22 protein-coding genes are annotated in these 18725 nt (G+C 42.3%); 11 read left to right on the top strand and 11 right to left on the bottom strand.

Annotated features, from left to right (window positions below):
• The first annotated feature begins 98 nt into the window (after window positions 1-98).
• From opp3b to ES017_RS02455, 4 genes are read left to right on the top strand one after another with little or no spacing between them, the layout of a single operon-like run.
• The gene (gene opp3b, locus ES017_RS02470) at window positions 99-1028 is read left to right on the top strand and encodes an oligopeptide ABC transporter permease (protein WP_021094743.1); all 930 of its coding nucleotides are present in this window, start codon (window positions 99-101) and stop codon (window positions 1026-1028) included.
• Window positions 1025-2038, top strand: a complete 1014-nt coding sequence (gene opp3C, locus ES017_RS02465) for an oligopeptide ABC transporter permease (RefSeq protein ID WP_021094742.1) — start codon at window positions 1025-1027, stop codon at window positions 2036-2038. Before opp3b ends, opp3C begins: the two co-directional genes overlap by 4 nt.
• 20 nt (window positions 2039-2058) lie before the next feature.
• Window positions 2059-3117 carry an ABC transporter ATP-binding protein gene (locus ES017_RS02460; RefSeq protein ID WP_042534479.1) on the top strand — a complete coding sequence of 353 codons (1059 nt, stop codon included), beginning with the start codon at window positions 2059-2061 and terminating at the stop codon, window positions 3115-3117.
• Window positions 3114-4043, top strand: coding sequence for an ABC transporter ATP-binding protein (locus ES017_RS02455; protein WP_171334706.1), 930 nt, complete (start codon window positions 3114-3116; stop codon window positions 4041-4043). The genes ES017_RS02460 and ES017_RS02455 overlap by 4 nt, the downstream gene beginning before the upstream one ends.
• Before the next feature lie 100 nt (window positions 4044-4143).
• Here ES017_RS02455 and ES017_RS02450 read toward each other — a convergent pair whose 3' ends face one another.
• A complete protein-coding gene (locus tag ES017_RS02450; RefSeq protein ID WP_009362180.1) occupies window positions 4144-4335 on the bottom strand; it encodes a hypothetical protein in 192 nt (63 codons plus the stop codon).
• A 248-nt stretch (window positions 4336-4583) separates the two neighbouring features.
• Here ES017_RS02450 and spxA point away from each other — a divergent pair, with 248 nt between their 5' ends.
• On the top strand, window positions 4584-4994 hold the full coding sequence (gene spxA / locus ES017_RS02445; RefSeq protein ID WP_021094738.1) for a transcriptional regulator SpxA: 411 nt from the start codon (window positions 4584-4586) through the stop codon (window positions 4992-4994).
• A 17-nt stretch (window positions 4995-5011) separates the two neighbouring features.
• Here the strand turns inward: spxA and cls are convergent, their stop codons facing one another.
• A complete protein-coding gene (gene cls / locus ES017_RS02440; RefSeq protein ID WP_021094737.1) occupies window positions 5012-6517 on the bottom strand; it encodes a cardiolipin synthase in 1506 nt (501 codons plus the stop codon).
• Window positions 6518-6574: 57 nt separating this feature from the next.
• Window positions 6575-7243 carry an adaptor protein MecA gene (gene mecA, locus ES017_RS02435; protein WP_021094736.1) on the bottom strand — a complete coding sequence of 223 codons (669 nt, stop codon included), beginning with the start codon at window positions 7241-7243 and terminating at the stop codon, window positions 6575-6577.
• Window positions 7244-7466: 223 nt separating this feature from the next.
• On the opposite strand from mecA, the gene ES017_RS02430 reads away from it, so the two are divergent.
• Together ES017_RS02430 and pepF are read left to right on the top strand one after the other, a co-directional pair.
• A complete protein-coding gene (locus tag ES017_RS02430; protein WP_021094735.1) occupies window positions 7467-8651 on the top strand; it encodes a competence protein CoiA in 1185 nt (394 codons plus the stop codon).
• 37 nt (window positions 8652-8688) lie between these two features.
• Window positions 8689-10485 (top strand): oligoendopeptidase F, encoded by a 1797-nt coding sequence (pepF, locus tag ES017_RS02425; RefSeq protein WP_021094734.1) that lies wholly within the window; start codon window positions 8689-8691, stop codon window positions 10483-10485.
• A 30-nt stretch (window positions 10486-10515) separates the two neighbouring features.
• On the opposite strand, the gene ES017_RS02420 is transcribed toward pepF, so the two are convergent.
• The 5 genes from ES017_RS02420 to ES017_RS02400 form a co-directional block, all read right to left on the bottom strand.
• Window positions 10516-10680 carry a hypothetical protein gene (locus ES017_RS02420; RefSeq protein WP_021094733.1) on the bottom strand — a complete coding sequence of 55 codons (165 nt, stop codon included), beginning with the start codon at window positions 10678-10680 and terminating at the stop codon, window positions 10516-10518.
• Between the two features lie 219 nt (window positions 10681-10899).
• Complete coding sequence (locus ES017_RS02415) at window positions 10900-11742, bottom strand: ClpXP adapter SpxH family protein (protein WP_035063158.1); 843 nt, start codon at window positions 11740-11742, stop codon at window positions 10900-10902.
• Entirely contained in the window at window positions 11729-12130 is a 402-nt protein-coding gene (locus ES017_RS02410) for a globin domain-containing protein (RefSeq protein ID WP_171334705.1), read from the bottom strand. Before ES017_RS02410 ends, ES017_RS02415 begins: the two co-directional genes overlap by 14 nt.
• Before the next feature lie 56 nt (window positions 12131-12186).
• Window positions 12187-12792, bottom strand: coding sequence for a lytic transglycosylase domain-containing protein (locus tag ES017_RS02405; protein WP_003395364.1), 606 nt, complete (start codon window positions 12790-12792; stop codon window positions 12187-12189).
• A 45-nt stretch (window positions 12793-12837) separates the two neighbouring features.
• Window positions 12838-13413: a CYTH domain-containing protein gene (locus tag ES017_RS02400; RefSeq protein ID WP_171334704.1), complete on the bottom strand. Its 576-nt coding sequence runs from the start codon at window positions 13411-13413 to the stop codon at window positions 12838-12840.
• Between the two features lie 133 nt (window positions 13414-13546).
• Between ES017_RS02400 and ES017_RS02395 the strand changes: the two genes are divergently transcribed.
• Genes ES017_RS02395 through ES017_RS02380 form a run of 4 tightly spaced genes read left to right on the top strand, consistent with a single transcriptional unit; the run spans window position 13547 to window position 16243 of the window.
• Complete coding sequence (locus ES017_RS02395; protein ID WP_003395360.1) at window positions 13547-13903, top strand: UPF0738 family protein; 357 nt, start codon at window positions 13547-13549, stop codon at window positions 13901-13903.
• Window positions 13904-13915: 12 nt separating this feature from the next.
• Window positions 13916-14554 (top strand): GTP diphosphokinase, encoded by a 639-nt coding sequence (gene yjbM / locus ES017_RS02390; RefSeq protein ID WP_171334703.1) that lies wholly within the window; start codon window positions 13916-13918, stop codon window positions 14552-14554.
• A 6-nt stretch (window positions 14555-14560) separates the two neighbouring features.
• Entirely contained in the window at window positions 14561-15352 is a 792-nt protein-coding gene (locus tag ES017_RS02385; protein ID WP_003395357.1) for an NAD kinase, read from the top strand.
• A gap of 12 nt (window positions 15353-15364) precedes the next feature.
• A complete protein-coding gene (locus ES017_RS02380; protein ID WP_171334702.1) occupies window positions 15365-16243 on the top strand; it encodes an RluA family pseudouridine synthase in 879 nt (292 codons plus the stop codon).
• Here the strand turns inward: ES017_RS02380 and prpE are convergent.
• The 3 genes from prpE to ES017_RS02365 form a co-directional block, all read right to left on the bottom strand.
• Entirely contained in the window at window positions 16240-16977 is a 738-nt protein-coding gene (gene prpE, locus ES017_RS02375; protein WP_171334701.1) for a bis(5'-nucleosyl)-tetraphosphatase PrpE, read from the bottom strand. The two genes, ES017_RS02380 and prpE, sit on opposite strands and share 4 nt — an antisense overlap.
• 67 nt (window positions 16978-17044) lie before the next feature.
• Window positions 17045-17431 carry a hypothetical protein gene (locus ES017_RS02370; RefSeq protein ID WP_042894268.1) on the bottom strand — a complete coding sequence of 129 codons (387 nt, stop codon included), beginning with the start codon at window positions 17429-17431 and terminating at the stop codon, window positions 17045-17047.
• 25 nt (window positions 17432-17456) lie between these two features.
• A complete protein-coding gene (locus ES017_RS02365; RefSeq protein WP_012575650.1) occupies window positions 17457-18557 on the bottom strand; it encodes an amidase domain-containing protein in 1101 nt (366 codons plus the stop codon).
• Between the last annotated feature and the right edge of the window lie 168 nt (window positions 18558-18725).

Below are 18725 nucleotides of genomic sequence, written 5' to 3'. Positions count from 1 at the left end.
AGAAAGGAGAGTATATGTGCGATGAGCATATACTCTCCTTTTGCCTGCTAGTCAAAAAAATTTCAAAAAGTTTTTAATTTTGTAAGGAGGTGTGCGATATGGCACGTTATACGTTGCAACGTTTTATTTATATGTTAATTACACTATTCATTATTGCAACAGCAACGTTCTTTTTAATGAAGCTTCTCCCTGGTTCCCCTCTGCAAAATCAAGAGAAGTTAACGCCAGAGCAACAAAAAATTATTTTAGATAAGTACGGATTAAATGATCCAATTCCAGTTCAATACGTTCGTTATTTAGGCAATTTGGCAAAAGGTGATTTAGGGGTTTCGTTCCAATATGACAATCGCCCAGTTTCCACACTCATTGCTGATCGTATTGGTCCATCTGCGCAACTTGGTTTTCAAGCGCTTGTATTCGGAACAATTGTCGGCATTTTGCTCGGTGTGATTGCTGCTGTTCGTCACAATACAGCGATTGACTATGGAGCAACGGTGTTAGCTGTTTTAGGTATTTCCATTCCATCATTTGTATTCGGTGGATTGTTGCAATATTACATCGGTGTAAAATTAAAATTACTTCCTGTTGCGTTTTGGGAAGGATTTGAGTATACCATTATGCCGACGCTAGCGTTGTCGGTATTCGTTATCGCGAGCATCGCGCGCTTTATGCGTACAGAAATGTTAGAAGTGCTCGGTTCGGACTATATTTTAACAGCGCGTGCAAAAGGAATTAGCGGCTTTGGCGTCATTTTTAAACATGGATTGCGAAATGCAATGATTCCAATTATTACAATTCTCGGCCCGATGGCTGTAAACTTAATGACAGGAACGCTTGTGATTGAGCAAATTTTTGCGGTTCCTGGATTAGGGGAGCAGTTCGTTCGTTCCATTAACTTAAATGACTATCCAGTCATTATGGGCACGACCATTTTCTATAGTGCGTTATTTATTTTTGTTATTTTTATTGTGGACTTGCTTTACGGCTTAATTGATCCGCGAATTCGTTTAGCGGGAGGGAAAAAATGATGAATGAAAAGCAATTATCTCCTGAGTTGTTTGAGCTAGCGACAGAACGTCAAGGTGATATGGAAAAAATTAATCGTCCAAGCTTAACGTTTTTACAAGACGCTTGGATTCGATTAAGAAAAAATAAAGGTGCTGTCTTTGGATTAGTGATGATTATTATTATTGCACTCATGGCCATTTTTGCACCAATGATGAGTGAGCATACGTATAAAGACCAAAAAATACAACACGCGAAATTACCACCGCGCATTCCGGTGTTAGAACATATAGACTGGCTTCCGTTTAACGGAAAAGATATGAACGGCATTGATGTGTACGAAAAACGTGGGGTAAAAGAATATTATTGGTTCGGTACAGACGACCTCGGTCGCGACTTATGGACACGGACATGGTACGGTGCCCGCATTTCGTTATATATCGGTGTATTAGCAGCAGCGATTGACTTATTAATTGGAATTATTTACGGTGGCGTCTCAGGATTTTACGGCGGTCGTGTCGATAACGTCATGCAGCGTATTATTGAAGTGCTCGTCGGTATTCCAAACTTAATTGTTGTCATCTTATTTATTCTCGTATTTGAGCCGGGAATTATTTCGATTACGATGGCGATGGTCATCACCGGTTGGGTCACGATGGCACGTATTGTGCGCGGACAAATTTTAAAGCTAAAAAATATGGAATACGTTTTAGCAGCGCGTACGCTCGGAGCATCTGATGCACGTATTATCGGAAAACATTTACTTCCGAACGTCATCGGACCAATTATTATTACAACGATGTTTACGATTCCGAGTGCGATTTTTACAGAGGCGTTTTTAAGTTTCATCGGACTTGGTATTCGTCCTCCTGAAGCGTCGCTCGGTTCACTCGTTAATGATGGCTATAAATCGATCCAAACGTACCCTCATCTTATGATGATTCCAGCGTTTGTGATCAGCTTGCTCATTTTAAGCTTTAACTTATTAGCGGACGGTTTGCGCGATGCGCTTGATCCGAAAATGCGTAAATAACGGATGAAAGGGGTGGAACAATGGAAAAGGTACTAGAGGTAAAAGATTTGCATATTTCGTTTGATGTGTACGGTGGGGAAGTACAAGCTGTACGCGGTGTATCGTTTGACTTGTACAAAGGAGAAACGCTTGCGATCGTTGGGGAGTCTGGTTCAGGAAAATCGGTGACGTCAAAAGCGCTTATGCGTCTACTTCCGATGCCACCAGCGCGCATTAAGCAAGGTCAAATTTTATTAGAAGGTCGCGATTTGACAAAGCTGTCGGAAAAAGAAATGCAACGGGTGCGCGGAGCAGAAATTTCAATGATTTTCCAAGACCCGATGACAGCGTTAAACCCAACGATGACGATCGGAAAACAAATTACAGAAGTATTGTTAAAACATCAACAAATGTCCAAAGCAGAAGCGAAAGCGCGCGCCATTGAATTGCTTGACCTTGTTGGCATTAAAGAGCCAGCGCTTCGTTTTAAACAATATCCGCATCAATTATCAGGCGGTATGCGTCAACGGATCGTCATTGCGATCGCGCTCGCGTGCAATCCGAAAGTGTTAATTGCGGACGAGCCGACAACTGCGCTAGACGTGACGATTCAAGCACAAATTTTAGAGCTCATTAAAGACATTCAGAAAAAGACGGGAACGTCGATTATTTTCATTACGCACGATTTAGGTGTTGTCGCAAATGTGGCGGATCGTGTTGCGGTCATGTATGCCGGGAAAATTGTAGAGAAAGGAACAGTCGATGAAATTTTCTACAATCCGAAACATCCGTATACATGGGGGCTACTTGCATCAATGCCAAGCTTAGAACACGGTGACGAGGAATTGTACTCAATTCCGGGAACGCCTCCAGATTTATTAAATCCGCCAAAAGGAGATGCGTTTGCGCCTCGTAATGCATATGCGTTAAAAATTGATTACGAAATGGAGCCGCCGATGTTTCAAGTGTCTGATACGCACTATGCCGCGACATGGTTGCTTCACCCGAACGCACCGAAAGTCGAACCTCCGAAAGTCGTTCGTGAACGGATGAAAAAGTTCGAAGCATTAACGAAAGATCGAGGAGGGGAGAAGCGATGAACAAACTCGTTGAAGTGAAAAACTTAAAACAATATTTTAAAGTCGGGAAAGGTCAAGTCGTTAAAGCTGTTGACGATGTCACGTTCGATATTTATAAAGGAGAAACGCTCGGTCTCGTCGGTGAGTCGGGTTGCGGAAAGTCAACGACAGGACGCACAATTATTGGATTATATGAAGCCACAGGCGGCGAAGTGTTGTTTAACGGATTAAGCGTGCATCGGAAAAAATCAGCGAAAGAAGCGAAAGAATTAAAACGGAAAATGCAAATGATTTTCCAAGATCCGTATGCGTCATTGAACCTGCGGATGACTGTTGCGGATATTATTGCGGAAGGAATCGATATTCACGGCTTAGCGTCGTCGAAAGAAGAGCGCATGAACCGCGTATATGAACTGCTTGAGACGGTCGGATTAAACCGTGAACATGCGAACCGTTATCCGCATGAGTTTTCAGGCGGTCAGCGTCAGCGGATCGGCATTGCGCGCGCGCTTGCGGTTGAACCAGAGTTTATTATTGCCGATGAGCCTATTTCCGCGTTAGACGTATCGATTCAAGCGCAAGTTGTCAACTTAATGAAAAAGTTGCAACGCGAAAAAGGATTGACGTATTTATTTATCGCCCACGACTTGTCGATGGTAAAATACATTAGCGACCGAATTGGCGTCATGTATTTCGGGAAAATGGTTGAGCTTGCCGATGCGGAAGAATTGTATCGCAACCCGATTCATCCGTATACGAAGTCGCTTTTATCTGCGATCCCGCATCCAGATCCAGAAACAGAGCGGACGCGTAAACGTATTATTTACGATCCGTCGCAACATAACTATAAAGAAGGCGAAGACGTGCGCATGCGCGAAATTACGCCAGGTCATTTCGTCTACTGCTCAGAAGCAGAGTATGAAAAATATAAAGCGATGCACAGCTAATCTCTCGTTCGAGAGATTAGCTTTTTTCATTTGCTGTACTAAAGAATTATACAATATTTTGATTCGTTTGACTATTTTGTTTTTAAAAAAAGCTCCGAGATTATCTCGAAGCTTTTTTCCCGCCAACTGTTTTCCAGCCGGTTTGAATATGTTCGCTCATCGCTGTATGTAGCCGCTTTTTCTGTCCGCCAAATATGTTTTCACCGATGCCGTTTAAAATGACGCCCATAAGTGCGGTGATACCGATGACTAAAATGGCAACAATCGTAAAGTCGATAAAAAATTGTGCCATGTCATTTCCCCCTTTGTTTGCCATGTCTATTTTTATTGTAGAGAAAATTTCAAATGAAAGCAACGAAAAATGAAACCGTTCGTATTGGACAAGCGTATAAATATGTGTGGAAGTTAAAAAAGGTGTATCTTTCTAAACTTTTTTGTTGTATAATGTACGTTGTAGAGTTTTTTAAAGTCATTTTAAAATAAGATGTGTTTTAATACAGAAATGTATTCCAGCAACCCATTTTTAAGGGAGTGATATATATGGTTATCGTGTATTCATCGCCAAGTTGTACGTCTTGCCGAAAAGCGAAAGCATGGTTAGAAGAGCATCACATTCCGTATAAAGAGCGCAACATTTTCGCGGAGCCGTTAACGATTGAAGAAATTAAAGGCATTTTGCGCATGACAGAAAACGGAACGGACGAAATTATTTCAACAAGATCAAAAATTTTTCAAAAGCTAAACATTCAAGTCGACTCGTTGCCGTTACAAGATTTGTATGAAATTATTCGCCAACATCCAGGATTGTTGCGTCGTCCGATCATTATGGACGAAAAGCGTCTGCAAGTTGGCTACAACGAAGATGAAATTCGCCGCTTTTTACCGAGAAAAGTGCGCACGTATCAATTGCGTCAAGCACAACAGCTCGTCAACAGCAAAGGCTTAGCGTAACGTACACGCTAAGCCTTTTATAGTAATGGAGAAAGAAGACGGGCAGTTGACTCCGCAATGCGCATCCAAAGCGGGCGCCGCTGAAATTGTTTCATATTTATTTTGGTTGAGTGATGGAAGTCATCGATAAAGTCATCGACTAGCTTTTGTACGCTTGGTGTTTGATATAAAAACGCGTTCACTTCAAAGTTTAAATGAAAGCTGCGCATATCCATATTCGCTGTGCCGATCGAAGCAAGTTCCCCGTCTACGACAATAATTTTGCTGTGCATAAACCCTTTTTCGTATTCGTAAATGGTCGCTCCTGCCTCTAATAATTCTGGAAAATAAGAGCGGGAAGCGTAAAACACAATTTTTTTATCGGGTCGCTTCGGCACAAGAAGCCGGACGTCGATGCCGCTTAATGCAGCGACTTTGAGCGCCGTGAAAATATCTTCATCTGGAATAAAATACGGAGAGGCGATCCAAATGGAACGCTGAGCCGATGTAATCATCGCAAAAAATAAATGTTTAATGACTTCCCACTTCGTATCCGGTCCACCAGCGACAAGTTGGACGCCTCCGAGTGCCTCATCAACGGTTGGAGCGTTTAAATAGTTAAGCGTCAATAATTGTTGCCCCGTCATGTAATACCAATCTTGCAAAAAAATGAGTTGTAACGTGCGAACCGCTTCACCATAGACGAGTAAATGCGTATCGCGCCAAAAGCCAAAATATTCGTTTTTCCCTAAATATTCATCTCCAATATTTAACCCGCCGACAAAACCGATTTTTCCATCAATGACGATAATTTTGCGATGGTTGCGGAAGTTGATCGTATTGTTTAAAAACGGCAAGCGAACAGGAGAGAAAGGAATCATATCGACGCCTGCTTCGCGCATTTCCTGTATGTACGTTTTTGATAGTTTCCAACTTCCGACAGCATCGTACAAAAAGCGGACGTGTACCCCTTTTTTTGCTTTATGGATTAATATGTGCTTCAAGCGCTGGCCGATGTCGTCATCGCGCACGATGTAATATTCAAGATGAATGTGGTGTTCCGCTTTTTCTAATTCTGCAAAAATGGCGGCAAACGTTTCTTCTCCATTCGTTAACACCCGTGTTTTTGTCGCCGTTGAAATCGACTCTTTCGTCAACCGTTTCGCGAGCTGTAACAACGGTTGTTGATGAGGTTTCATATACAGTTTTCGTTCATGATCAGCACGATTTGTTTCGAGTTTGCGAAACGTTTGCTCATCGAGTAGCGCCTTTTTTCGGAAAAGTCGTTTCTTGCGATAATTTTGCCCGAAGAACAAATAAAAAATAAAGCCGATGAGCGGAAAACTGCCGAACAAAACGAGCCATGTGAGCGTTTTTGTCGGATGGCGGTTTTCTAAAAAGATGACGAATGAAATAAAAATGACGGACAAGGTGACAAATAAGCTGAACGTTCCGAGCAGCCAGCCTTCCCAATAATCTTTCGTGATCGTTAAAAAGCCGATGAAAACAAGGATAAATAGTGCAACCTTTAAAGCATTTCTCATGTATCATTCACCTAACCTTACGGAAAAAAAGCCGATTTCAAGCAATTGAAATCGGCGTTATGCGTTTGGAAAATGTTTTGCGATCATCGTTAGCGCTTGTTGTGCAATGACGATTTTTCCGTATTCTTCAAGACGATGAATCGTCATTTCGGAATCTTGCCCGTATTCAAGCAATATGCTTAACATATTGTCAATGTCGCGATCGGCATCTTCTTCTGTAAATTCGACGTATAAATAATAGTTGTTTTCAAATGCGAATAGGCGATTGTTTAATGTTGAAAAATCGCGACGATGAGCAAGGGCGATGACGTCTTCGATATTTTTAAAGCGGATGACGAACTGAAGCGGATTTTCAGGCGCTGCCGATGATGCTGCTTTAATGATGTTAAAATGTTGATCTAATATTTGTTCGATTTTTTCATCGACAGGTAAGTCTCTAAATCGTTCATCGTTAATTGGCAGTTCTAATTTCGTTCCGTCTTTTGAAATTTGCGCTTTTGTGACGAGCACTTCAATGCCTTTTTCAAGCGCATGCACTTGAATCCAAAGAGGACCTTCTAAATAAAGTTCCGCTTCTTGATGAATTTCATCAATCATTTCCCAAAATAATTCTTCGCTTCGTTCGCGATTGTACCAAATTTCTTCGCGATCAAATCCGCGTTCTTCAATGTCTCCGTACGACATATATAGCTTTAACGTATATTCATTGATGCGTTCGATTTCCATGTTCCTCAGCTCCCTTCTACGATTATCCATTCAGGAAGGGAATTCACCCCTGAGCATTCGCCCATCCTCCCACATCTTGTACTTCTATTGTATGATAAAATGTGAAAGAAGGGAAATAAAAAACGCCTAATTCAATAAATTTAGTTGTTCCCCTATTTTTTGTATTTCTTGCAGGAGAATCGTTCGCTTTGTTGAAAAAATGTATGGAGAAAGGGGAGGTTATATGTTTGTTGCGTTGTTTAAAAATGGGGAAGTATGTTCGTTATTAGACGATTGGACGGTTGAACAGCTGCATGTATGGCGAGCGAACGAGTCGTTTTTTTGTCCCGTTTGTCGACAGCGAGTACAGTTGAAAATCGGAAAAAAACGCATGCCGCATTTTGCCCATGAAGCAAAATGTATTATTGAAACAGAGCGAGAAACGCTCGCCCATTTACAAGGAAAACAACAGCTGTACGAATGGTTGACAAATGAACGACTGAAAGTAAAAGTGGAAACATATTTACCACACATTCAACAACGGCCAGACATATTTGTCGTCCATCATGAAAAGATGTATGCGTTAGAGTATCAATGCTCCACGATTTCATCCTCTTTATTTACGAAGCGAACGAAAGCGTATATGCACGCAAACATTGTCCCAATTTGGCTTCTTCATTCGTCACACGTGCAGCGTCGCGGATTGTTTTTTCAATTGTCCTCGTTTTCGTGGCTTTTTTTCAACGACCAAGAGATCATTCCATTTTATTGCTCAACGCAACGCACCATGTCGTTTCTTCATCATCTTATTCCGCTATCCGCAACGATTGCGTATGGGGAGTGGACGACCGTTCCGCTTCATATGATTTCGTTTTCTTCTTTGCATAAAACACCTCACGGACAACAAGACGCCCTTTTTCATGCGTGGAACATAAAAAAGAAACAGTGGCGCATGTCACCTCTCTACTACCGAACGAATCGCCCGTTTTGTCGCATTGTGTATGAAGCGCATATGACTCCATCGTTATTTCCGCATGAAGCAGGCATCCCCCTTCGCCATTCATATTGGTTTGAGACGCCACCGTTTATTTGGCAAACGTATATGTTAATCGAAATGATGAATATTCCGCTTCATGTGACGTTTTCGTTTCATCAATTATATGATCGACTGCAGCGTTTCATTCGTCAAAATGTAATTCGTATTCGCTCGCTTCCGCTCGTCACAAAGACGCATTATTCATATGCGCTCATGGACTATTTCCATGCGCTCGTTTCGCTTCGCTTTTTAAAAAAAGTCGGAAAAAGCTCGTTTCAGCGCATTCGGTCATGGTCGCTTCCGCACAACGTTGAAGAAGCGATTCGCGGGGATGAGCAAGTGTTGCGACGAATTGTAAGCAAAAAAGAGGATTTTTTCGTAAAACGAGAATAATATATAAGTAAACATTTTGAGTGAAGAGGTGATCCATATGGCAAAATCGTTGCCGACACGTAAAGACGTTCCGACAGAGTATACGTGGCGTCTTGAAGATATTTTTGCGACTGATGAACAATGGGAAGAGGAATTTCAGGCGATTGCCGCGCTTCTTCCGAAATTTTCGGAGTATAAAGGAAAGCTAGGGGAAAGCGCAGAAACGTTATATGAAGCGTTGCAATATCGCGACCATGTGTTGTTGCGATTAGGGAAGTTATATGCGTATGCTCATATGCGCCATGATGAAGATACGACAAACTCGCTGTATCAAGGATTTGAGTCGAGAGCGGAAGGATTGTATGCGGAAGCGGGCAATGCGATGGCGTTTATCGTGCCCGAAATTTTAGCGCTCGATGAATCGGTCGTGCGCGCGTTTTTACAACAATACGAACCGCTTCGACTGTATGAGCATGAACTAGATGAAATGAATCGTCAACGTCCGCACGTGTTATCGGAAAAAGAAGAAGCGTTACTTGCGCAAGCAGCGGATGTCATGAACGCGTCGAGCAATACGTTTGGGGCGCTAAACAATGCCGATTTGCGTTTTCCGACGATTCAAGATGAGAACGGGGAAGAAGTGGAAGTTACGCACGGTCGTTACATTCGTTTTCTTGAAAGCGAAGATCGTCGCGTGCGGCATGATGCGTTTAAAGCGGTATACGATACATATCGTAAATATGAAAATACGTTCGCTAGCACGTTAAACGGGGCGGTGAAGCGCAACAACTTTTTTGCGCGCGTTCGCAACTATCGTTCGGCGCGTGAGGCGGCATTAAGCAAAAATCAAATTCCGGAAACGGTGTACGATAATTTAATCGAAACGATTCATCGCTATTTGCCGCTGTTGCATCGTTACGTTCAGCTGCGCAAGCGCGTCCTCGGATTAGATGAGTTACATATGTACGATTTATATACGCCGCTTGTGAAACAAGTCGATATGAAAGTGACGTATGAAGAAGCGAAAGAGTTATTATTAAAAGGGCTCGCTCCGCTTGGCGAACAATATATTGCGATCGTGAAAGAAGGATTTGACAATCGTTGGGTCGATGTGCATGAAACGCGCGGCAAACGAAGTGGCGCATACTCGTCTGGTTCGTACGGCACGAATCCGTACATTTTAATGAACTGGCAAGATAATGTCAATAACTTATTTACGCTTGCGCACGAGTTTGGCCATTCGGTGCATAGCTATTATACGCGCAAATATCAACCGTATCCGTACGGAAACTATTCGATTTTCGTAGCGGAAGTGGCATCGACGTGCAACGAGGCGCTACTCAACAATTATTTATTACAGACGATCGATGATGAGAAGAAAAAGTTATATTTATTAAATCATTATTTAGAAACGTTCCGTGGTACGGTGTTCCGTCAAACGATGTTTGCGGAGTTTGAACATATGATTCATCAAATGGCACAAAACGGCGAGGCGCTCACCGCACAAACGTTAACGGAAAAATATTACGACTTAAATAAAACATATTTTGGAGACGGCATCGTCATCGATGAAGAAATCGGCTTAGAATGGGCACGCATTCCGCATTTTTATTACAACTATTATGTATATCAATATGCGACAGGGTTTAGCGCCGCAACAGCGTTAAGCAAACAAATTTTAGAAGAAGGCACACCAGCTGTCGAGCGATACATTGCGTTTTTAAAAGCTGGAAGCTCCGATTATCCGATTGAAGTATTGAAAAAAGCAGGTGTCGATATGACATCTCCAGAGCCAATTGAACAAGCGTGCCAAGTGTTCGAACAAAAACTGCAACAACTGGAGCAACTATTATAAAAGGCGACGGAATGGTCGCCTTTTTTCTGATTACCGAAACCCACGAAAGCGGTGGCGGTTGTTGAGATAAGTAAAAAATGAAAAGAAAGAAAGGAATAAAAACGGAATCGATACGAATAGCGGAAATAACCGCATTAATGCAAAAAAGTGAATAATGAGCGCAACGACGATCCAGATGATATATACAATAAGCATCGAATCCCTCCTTCTTCTTTATTTATATAGGGAAGTTGAAAAAGAAATATGACAAATATGTGACAAATGAATAAAACACTTGTCAAGACATGAAGGAGTTTGTTAATATATAAACGTGAAGTGAATCACAATCAAACAAACTTATACCCCTTTGTTTGACCGTGAAAAATTTCTCCCATCCCCTTTGTTGTCTTTATGACAAAGAAAAAAGACTCGGTGTTAGCCGAGTCTTTTTTCTTTATCAATCCAGCGCCAAAACGAGCCGATTTGTTCCACTTTTTGTTTTAAACGTAGCTTTTTTAGTTCACATTCCGCTTTGCAGCGCGGAATGTTATACACCATCGCAATGTCATCGATCGTCACGAACTGAGCGTGATGTAAAAACTGCTCGATTGGTGGAAGCGGAGATGGTTGAGGATGAAATCCGAGCATTTCATGGATTACATCGACATATACGTCGTACGGATAACGGCCTGAAATTTTAATGCCTTCCTCTTCAATATTTTCATTGAAAAAGACGAGCGTAGGGACGTCGCGAACGTCCATTTCCGCACTAATTTTTAAATCGCATTGAAACGCTTTGACAGCGGTCGGTGAAGATAAATCGTTTATAAATTCTTGCACGTCTAAACCGGCATCGATGGCGCATTGGATAAGCGTGCTCGTGTCTGTCATTGTTTTTTCTTGAATAAACACAATTTCTTGAAGTTGACGTAAAAAACGGATGCTTGCTTGCCGTCCTTGCAATTCTGCTGCTTTGACGGCGAGCGAGGCGACATACGGAATAGGTAGCGGTGCTTCAAGTAGCACCCGATCATCACATGCGATGCCTGTGCGCGTCGCATGCCGATCAATTCGTTTATACGTCACGCCGTTAAGCCGATCGAGTTGCCCTGTTAAGACGTGGCGCAACGTAAAATATTGCCCATATTCCATCCAAAGCTTTTTTAAAACAGGTTCGAGCGCCCAACAGTCCGGACAAAGAGGATCGACAAATAAGTAAATTTCTAATTGTTTTGTCGGTCCTTCTTGCTGATCGATTCGTTTTTCATTCACCTTCATGCTCCTTTCGCTCATCTTCTGGGGTGTTAATCATATGTTGGGCAGTTAAAATAAGCCGTTGATACAATTCATCACGCATCGGTCCTTTTAGTCCAATCGCATCCATCGCTTCATGCATACACGCAAGCCATGCTTTCGCGCGCGTAGGCGTAATCGGAAACGGCAAATGGCGAGCGCGCAACATCGGATGTCCATGTTCGGCTGTATATAGCGGAGGGCCGCCTAAATATTGCGTTAAAAATTGTTTTTGTTTTCGCGCTGTTTCTGTTAAGTCTGTCGGGAAAATAGGCGCTAAGTCGGGATGTTTCGCCACTCGTTCGTAAAAGGCATCAACGAGTTTTGAGACAACTTGTTCGCCTCCAAGCGCTTCGTAAGGGGATTGAAACATATTGAAAACTCCTTTGCCGAAATATATCAATATTGTAACAACGACGTTCTTTCATCTCAAACGATGCGACTTGCGGAGTAGTACGTTTGCATCACTTTTTTGACGTAGCTCATCGTTTCACGAAAAGGCGGAATGCCGCCGTACTTATCGACGTTGCCCGGCCCTGCGTTATATGCTGCAAGGGCAAGCGCAACGTTGCCGTCATAACGGTCGAGAAGTTGGCGTATATATTTCGTGCCCCCTTCAATGTTTTGCTGCGGGTCAAAGGCATCGTTTACGCCTAACATGCGCGCCGTGCTCGGCATTAACTGCATGAGCCCCATCGCACCAGCCCGGCTTTTTGCTTGTGGATGAAAGTTTGATTCATGGCGAATGATCGCATAAACGAGATTCGGATCGACATCGTATTTTGTTGCCGCCTCGTCAATCCATTGATGAATCGCCTGTTTTTGAAGCGGCTTTTCTTCGTATGTCGGCGCTTTCGTTTCAGCGCTTGTCATCATTGGAAGTGATGGACGTATCGTTTCTGTTTCTCCGTCTGTTTCGGCTGTTAACAACTCGCGAAAAAGATCGTGAAACGATGTCGTTGGCGCTTCTTTTTTTCCTTGTAAATGTTGCAACGCTTGTAGCTCTAAAAGCAATTTAATTTGTTGCACGTTCATGACGATCGCTCCGTTTCGTATTTTGCTTCGTAAAATCGTTCAATTTTATTTTTCTTTTGCTTCGTAAAATCGTTCAATTTTATTTTTCGTTTGCCGCTTTGGAATATGAAACGACTGTAATAGCTCCATAAATATGTTTTCGCCTTGTACGCGATCATTTGCTTCATATTCGATTTCATAGTCAGACACGTTCATATATTCACTGTAATCGAACACGAGCGTGCCGTTTTTGTACGCCCGTTCGACGCGATGGGTAGTAAGTGCGCCAAAGCAAACGACAGCTGCCGGGTCAATGTGAAGCGATTGTAGCGTGCGCGCCATATCGCCCGCAAGCGATTGCTCTCCTGCGATAAGCGACGTTGCCGTTTGTGTGGTGAGAGGCTCATGCGTTTCTAATAACCCGTCTTCATGTGGTTGTTTTAATGTTAATGTATATGTCCCATTTTTAAAACGAATGCGTAATGCGCTTTTTTGTTGTTTTAATTGAAAGTCGGGCGTATCAAAATAATAATTTTGTTGCACGCTCCATTCTTCATCGCGCACGCAAAATGCGTTCGTTAAGCGGGAAAATTCTTCAGCCGTCAACACGTTTTTAAATTCAATTTCTAATTCCCGTTTCATCTTTCTTTTTGCTCCCTTGTGTCATGTCTATCTTTTATTATCGACATATATGCGAAAAAGTGCAACTAGTGAACATCGTTAGGCGAAATGTGGTAAAATAAAGGCGGACATCATAGATGATGGAGGAAAAGAAATGAAAATATATGTACATGCAGCAGAAAGACAAGAACGCGGTTGGATGATGATGTGCGATGCGTCGCTTCAAGGTCTTCAGCCGAGACAGCATATGCTTGTTGATTCAGACGAATGTGCGTTCATATACATATTAGAGGCAGAAGATGCGTTCGTTTATGTCGTCATGCCAAAAAACGTTTGGGGGGCGCTGAAGGAGGTGCTCGCGACAAAAGAGCCCGTATTTCTTGTCGGGAGCGATACGACGATCGCATTAGATGGAATTCACGAAGAAATGGCATATTTAATTGAAAACATTAAAGGAAATGCAAACTACGGTGACGAAATGGAACAGGCGGTAACGGCATTTTTCGCATAAGTAGGTGGTTGAATGGAGAAACATTGGGAGTTTTTTTTAGCACCGTATAAACAGGCGGTGGAAGAGCTGAAAGTAAAGCTAAAAGGGATGCGCGCCCAATTTGAAATGCAAGGTGTTCATTCCCCGATCGAGTTTGTGACAGGAAGAGTGAAACCGATCGCTAGCATTTTAGATAAAGCGCAAAAGAAAAATATTCCACTCGATCAACTTGAACAACAAATGCAAGATATTGCTGGTTTGCGCATGATGTGTCAATTTGTTGATGACATTAAGACGGTCGTTCAATTGCTTCGGCAGCGAAACGATTTTACGATCGTTGAAGAGCGCGATTACATTACGCAAAAAAAAGAGAGCGGGTATCGTTCGTACCATGTCGTCATTCGTTATCCGGTGCAAATGATTTACGGTGAAAAAAACATTTTAGTGGAAATTCAAATTCGAACGCTTGCGATGAATTTTTGGGCGACGATCGAACATTCTTTAAACTATAAGTATAGCGGGAATTTCCCAGAAGACATTAAACTGCGCTTACAGCGCGCAGCGGAAGCGGCGTATTTGCTTGATGAAGAAATGTCAAAAATTCGCTTTGAAATTCAAGAAGCGCAAGCGGTGTTTTCGCGCAAACAAGACTTAAAAGAGAGCGAGGAGTGAAGGCGCGTGAAATTTGCGGTCATATCGAAAGGGGACGCGATATCAAACGAATGTATGCATAAAATTCGTACATATTTAACGGATTTTCGCTTAACGTATGACGAAGATCAGCCGGATATTGTCATCTCAGTTGGGGGGGATGGGACGCTTTTGTATGCGTTTCATCGTTATCGAAGCCGGCTCGAACATACGGCGTTTGTCGGCGTTCATACAGGGCATTTAGGGTTTTATGCCGACTGGGTGCCCGACGAAATAGAAAAGCTCGTTATCGCTATCGCCAAAACGCCGTATCAAGTGATCGAATATCCGCTTCTTGAAGTGACGATTCGCTACGTCGGTGGTGGGCGTGAAGTGAAATATTTAGCGCTCAATGAATGTACTGTAAAAAGTGTAAGCGGGACGCTCGTGATGGATGTCGAAATTCGCGGCGATTTATTTGAAACGTTTCGCGGGGATGGGCTATGCATTTCTACTCCTTCAGGAAGCACCGCATACAATAAGGCGCTCGGCGGTGCGATTTTACATCCATCGTTAGAGGCTATTCAAGTCGCGGAAATGGCGTCGATTAACAATCGCGTCTTCCGCACGATCGGCTCGCCGCTCGTTTTGCCGAAGCATCATACGTGCATGTTAAAGCCGGTCAACAACGTCGATTTTCAAATTACGATCGACCATTTATCGTTATTGCATAAAGATGTAAAATCGATTCAATGCCGCGTCGCTGATGAAAAAATTCGCTTTGCCCGCTTCCGTCCGTTTCCATTTTGGAAGCGTGTGCGCGAATCATTTATTCAGTAGAAAGGGATTCGTATGTTTCAACTTCGTTGGATTGTGACAAAGCAACAAGATGGAATGGCTGTAAGGGAATTTTTAAAAGAAAAGCATATTTCGAAAACAGCGTTGACAGACATTAAGTTTAAAGGGGGAAATATTGAAGTAAACGGTCAGCGCGTCACCGTTCGCTACGTGCTAAAAGAGGGGGATGAAGTGTGCGTATCGTTTCCGCACGAGAAAAGAAGCGCCGACATGCTTCCAGAGCCGATTCCGCTTTCAATTGTGTATGAAGACGATGATGTTGTCGTCATCAATAAACCGCCCGGTATGTCAACGATTCCGTCCCGTGAACATCCGCGCGGCACGTTAGCGAACGCCCTGTTGTTTCATTACGAACAGCAAAACTTGCAAACGACTGTGCATGTCGTCACAAGATTAGACCGTGATACGTCCGGGCTTGTGCTTGTCGCCAAACATCGCCACGTGCATCATATATTGAGTGAACAACAAAAACAAGGGCGGGTAAAGCGTCGGTATGAAGCGATTTGCCACGGGTACGTCACCCCGTCTGTCGGGACGATTGATGCTCCTATTGGGAGAAAAAGCGACAGCATCATCGAACGGGAAGTGCGAGCGGATGGTCAGCGTGCGGTGACGCATTATGAAGTATTGCAATATAAAAACGATATGACGCACGTGTCGATTCAATTAGAAACGGGGCGGACGCATCAAATTCGCGTCCATTTTTCGTACATTGGCCATCCGCTCGTTGGCGATGATTTGTACGGCGGCTTGCGCAAGCGCATGCAAAGGCAAGCGTTGCATAGCTGTGAGCTGACGTTTGTTCATCCTTTTCTTGAAAAGACAATGACGTTTCACGCGCCGCTTCCAGACGATATGGCGAGCTTGCTTTAGTCAAATGAACGAAATTTTTCAGCGACATATGGCATCGTCGATGAAACAGAGACCGTTTCCATTTCTGGATAGCGAAGCGCTGTTAGCTGTCCGCCGAATACGCAGCCGGTGTCGATGTTGACGGTGTTGTTGAGCCAGCGCGGTTTTTTCACAGGTGTATGCCCATATACGATAAGCGCGTCGCCGCGGTAATGTTTTGCCCAATCGCGTCGAACGGGGGAGCCGTCTGAATGTTTTTCGCCTGTAATGTCGCCGTATAAAACGAACGTTTTTGCTTTTTGATGGAATTTTCCGATGTAATCTGCGCGAATGCCAGCATGGGCAACGATTAGTTTTCCACCATCTAAGACGGCATAAAGGGGCGCTTGTTCGTACAGTGTCATAAACTGCGTACGAAGGCGCTCTTTCGTTTTCTCATCTGCTTGTTCCCACTCCGCTACCGTCGTTTCAAGCCCGTGCGTAATTTGTACGTTTCGACCGAGAAAAAAACGATATAGCTTGTCGCAGTGGTTGCCCGGAACGTACACCGCTTTATTTTGTTGAACGAGCGCAATGACGGTGTCAATCACTCGTAATGACTGCGGACCGCGATCGGCTAAATCGCCGACGAACGCAAGCTTTCGTCCGTTCGGATGAATCGGGACATCATTTTCCCATACGTAGCCAAGCTTTTTTGTTAATAACATGAATTCGTGAAAACAGCCGTGAATATCTCCGATAATGTCGTATATCATCTATTGATCTTCCCTTTTTTACTATTCATTATGTACAACAAATCCCCAGGGCAATACGCGCTGGGGACTACTCATTTTTTTGCCAAAAGATTTTTGGATCATATTCCGTAATTGTCATTTTGTCGTTATAAATACTTACTTGAATAAGTCGATCATCCTTACTAAACATATAACGATTTTCACCAATCTTCTTTATCGCTTCTTCATCTTTCCAACCCTCATTCACAATTATCTGATAGAAAGGATGAGACGGTATTAAGTCAGGTGACATAGGCTCTTTTAATTGGAACATAGCTTGTTCGATAAAGACAGGATGTACCTTACTTTTATCGCTATCTATTTTTATAACTTTTGCTCCTTCAGGAATTGGAAATCCATTATACATAGGGATTTCTTTTTTATTGCATCCTATCAACAAACTTAACAAGATAAATAACAGTATACACTTCTTCAATGTTTTCTCCTCACTTTAAACTTCACTAATTAGAATACCAGTAATCATTTGTTTGAATAAAGTAATGTTTTGCTAATGAATTGACTGATTTCCAAGGGCGGTTATAGTCACTTGGAGTATGTTGAGCAGTCAAAGGTTCTCCGTTGCTATCATAATTCACTACAATAGAAAGGTGATCGAAATAACCATCGTTGTCAAAGTCATATCCAACAAGACTACCTATTTTCAAATCTTTTACGTTACTTATATAATAAGCACCAAGCCCACCTGCATCATTGTTTCTTCTTGCATAATAAACATAATCATGAGCAACAGACCAACTTGTAGTGTTTTGGTTACCTTGATACCACCACCGCAAATCGCCCCACCAATCCATATTTACTCCACCACCGCGGTTAATTGCTTGTGAAATAAAGTTTGTACAATTATTTGAGAAAACTCTAAAGTCAGGGTTGTTTTTGTTATACCAATTGTATGCATATGATCTAGCTCCTGATCGATTGTACAAGTGTTGTGTGGACATTATGCTTATGTCGTTCGTTGCTTCAATAACTTGTTGTCTATTCATTTCTTCAATTGGAGGTAAGTTGCTATTTGATGCCTGTTCACTAGTGTAATCCATTTCATCTTCAAATTTGTAATCAACTAATGCATATAACTTGCTTCTTTTGTTTTCGCTGGACGTGAAAATAAACTCATGTGTTCTTGTCTCTAGCCATGGATGTTCCTCCATCTGTTTTTTATTTTTGTACTGGTAGTATTTAGCTACCTCCACACGTAAGCTCAATTTGATTGTGTCATTCATTTTATCTATTTGTATATCATCTACGTTTAAAATTTCTATTTTCTTGTAGGATGCACCTAGTTCGTTTATATAATTTTTATCTCTCTTTATAATACTTTCCAATCTCAATTGCGACTTAGTATTTTTTAGTTGAGGTACTTCACTTTCTTCTTGTTGTTGTGAAATAAGAGAGTTGTACCTCTTTTCAATAACTTTCAAAGCTTCTTGAACAACTTTATTTTTCTCTTGCTCACTTATATTGTTATGGGCTAAAGTAGTAGAAAGAGGAAGAATGAAAAAGAAAAGCAAAACAGAGAGAGTTGAGATGAAAATATTTCTCATATAGAAACCTCCTTTTTTTCTGAAAAAAAATTTTATAAATCAAGAATAATTTTAACATGTAAGTAAAAATTATTTCAATAGGGATTATTTACCGTAATTATGGTAGTACGTCGTCTTATATGTGAGAGGAGACGAGATGTGAAAAACAATAGGGGAGGTGACAAAGTC

This window comes from Anoxybacillus sp. EFIL, assembly GCF_013096955.1.
GTDB classification, from domain to species: Bacteria; Bacillota; Bacilli; order Bacillales; family Anoxybacillaceae; genus Anoxybacillus; species Anoxybacillus ayderensis.
The sequence above is the reverse complement of the archived record's forward strand: the minus strand, read 5'-3'. Positions and strand labels throughout refer to the sequence as shown.

Bases quoted from the DNA above. Each gene is read 5' to 3' on its own strand.
- opp3b (WP_021094743.1), top strand. From the start codon at position 99: ATGGCACGTTATACGTTGCAACGTTTTATTTATATGTTAATTACACTA.
- opp3C (WP_021094742.1), top strand. From the start codon at position 1,025: ATGATGAATGAAAAGCAATTATCTCCTGAGTTGTTTGAGCTAGCGACA.
- ES017_RS02460 (WP_042534479.1), top strand. From the start codon at position 2,059: ATGGAAAAGGTACTAGAGGTAAAAGATTTGCATATTTCGTTTGATGTG.
- ES017_RS02455 (WP_171334706.1), top strand. From the start codon at position 3,114: ATGAACAAACTCGTTGAAGTGAAAAACTTAAAACAATATTTTAAAGTC.
- ES017_RS02450 (WP_009362180.1), bottom strand. From the start codon at position 4,335: ATGGCACAATTTTTTATCGACTTTACGATTGTTGCCATTTTAGTCATC.
- spxA (WP_021094738.1), top strand. From the start codon at position 4,584: ATGGTTATCGTGTATTCATCGCCAAGTTGTACGTCTTGCCGAAAAGCG.
- cls (WP_021094737.1), bottom strand. From the start codon at position 6,517: ATGAGAAATGCTTTAAAGGTTGCACTATTTATCCTTGTTTTCATCGGC.
- mecA (WP_021094736.1), bottom strand. From the start codon at position 7,243: ATGGAAATCGAACGCATCAATGAATATACGTTAAAGCTATATATGTCG.
- ES017_RS02430 (WP_021094735.1), top strand. From the start codon at position 7,467: ATGTTTGTTGCGTTGTTTAAAAATGGGGAAGTATGTTCGTTATTAGAC.
- pepF (WP_021094734.1), top strand. From the start codon at position 8,689: ATGGCAAAATCGTTGCCGACACGTAAAGACGTTCCGACAGAGTATACG.
- ES017_RS02420 (WP_021094733.1), bottom strand. From the start codon at position 10,680: ATGCTTATTGTATATATCATCTGGATCGTCGTTGCGCTCATTATTCAC.
- ES017_RS02415 (WP_035063158.1), bottom strand. From the start codon at position 11,742: ATGAAGGTGAATGAAAAACGAATCGATCAGCAAGAAGGACCGACAAAA.
- ES017_RS02410 (WP_171334705.1), bottom strand. From the start codon at position 12,130: ATGTTTCAATCCCCTTACGAAGCGCTTGGAGGCGAACAAGTTGTCTCA.
- ES017_RS02405 (WP_003395364.1), bottom strand. From the start codon at position 12,792: ATGAACGTGCAACAAATTAAATTGCTTTTAGAGCTACAAGCGTTGCAA.
- ES017_RS02400 (WP_171334704.1), bottom strand. From the start codon at position 13,413: ATGAAACGGGAATTAGAAATTGAATTTAAAAACGTGTTGACGGCTGAA.
- ES017_RS02395 (WP_003395360.1), top strand. From the start codon at position 13,547: ATGAAAATATATGTACATGCAGCAGAAAGACAAGAACGCGGTTGGATG.
- yjbM (WP_171334703.1), top strand. From the start codon at position 13,916: ATGGAGAAACATTGGGAGTTTTTTTTAGCACCGTATAAACAGGCGGTG.
- ES017_RS02380 (WP_171334702.1), top strand. From the start codon at position 15,365: ATGTTTCAACTTCGTTGGATTGTGACAAAGCAACAAGATGGAATGGCT.
- prpE (WP_171334701.1), bottom strand. From the start codon at position 16,977: ATGATATACGACATTATCGGAGATATTCACGGCTGTTTTCACGAATTC.
- ES017_RS02365 (WP_012575650.1), bottom strand. From the start codon at position 18,557: ATGAGAAATATTTTCATCTCAACTCTCTCTGTTTTGCTTTTCTTTTTC.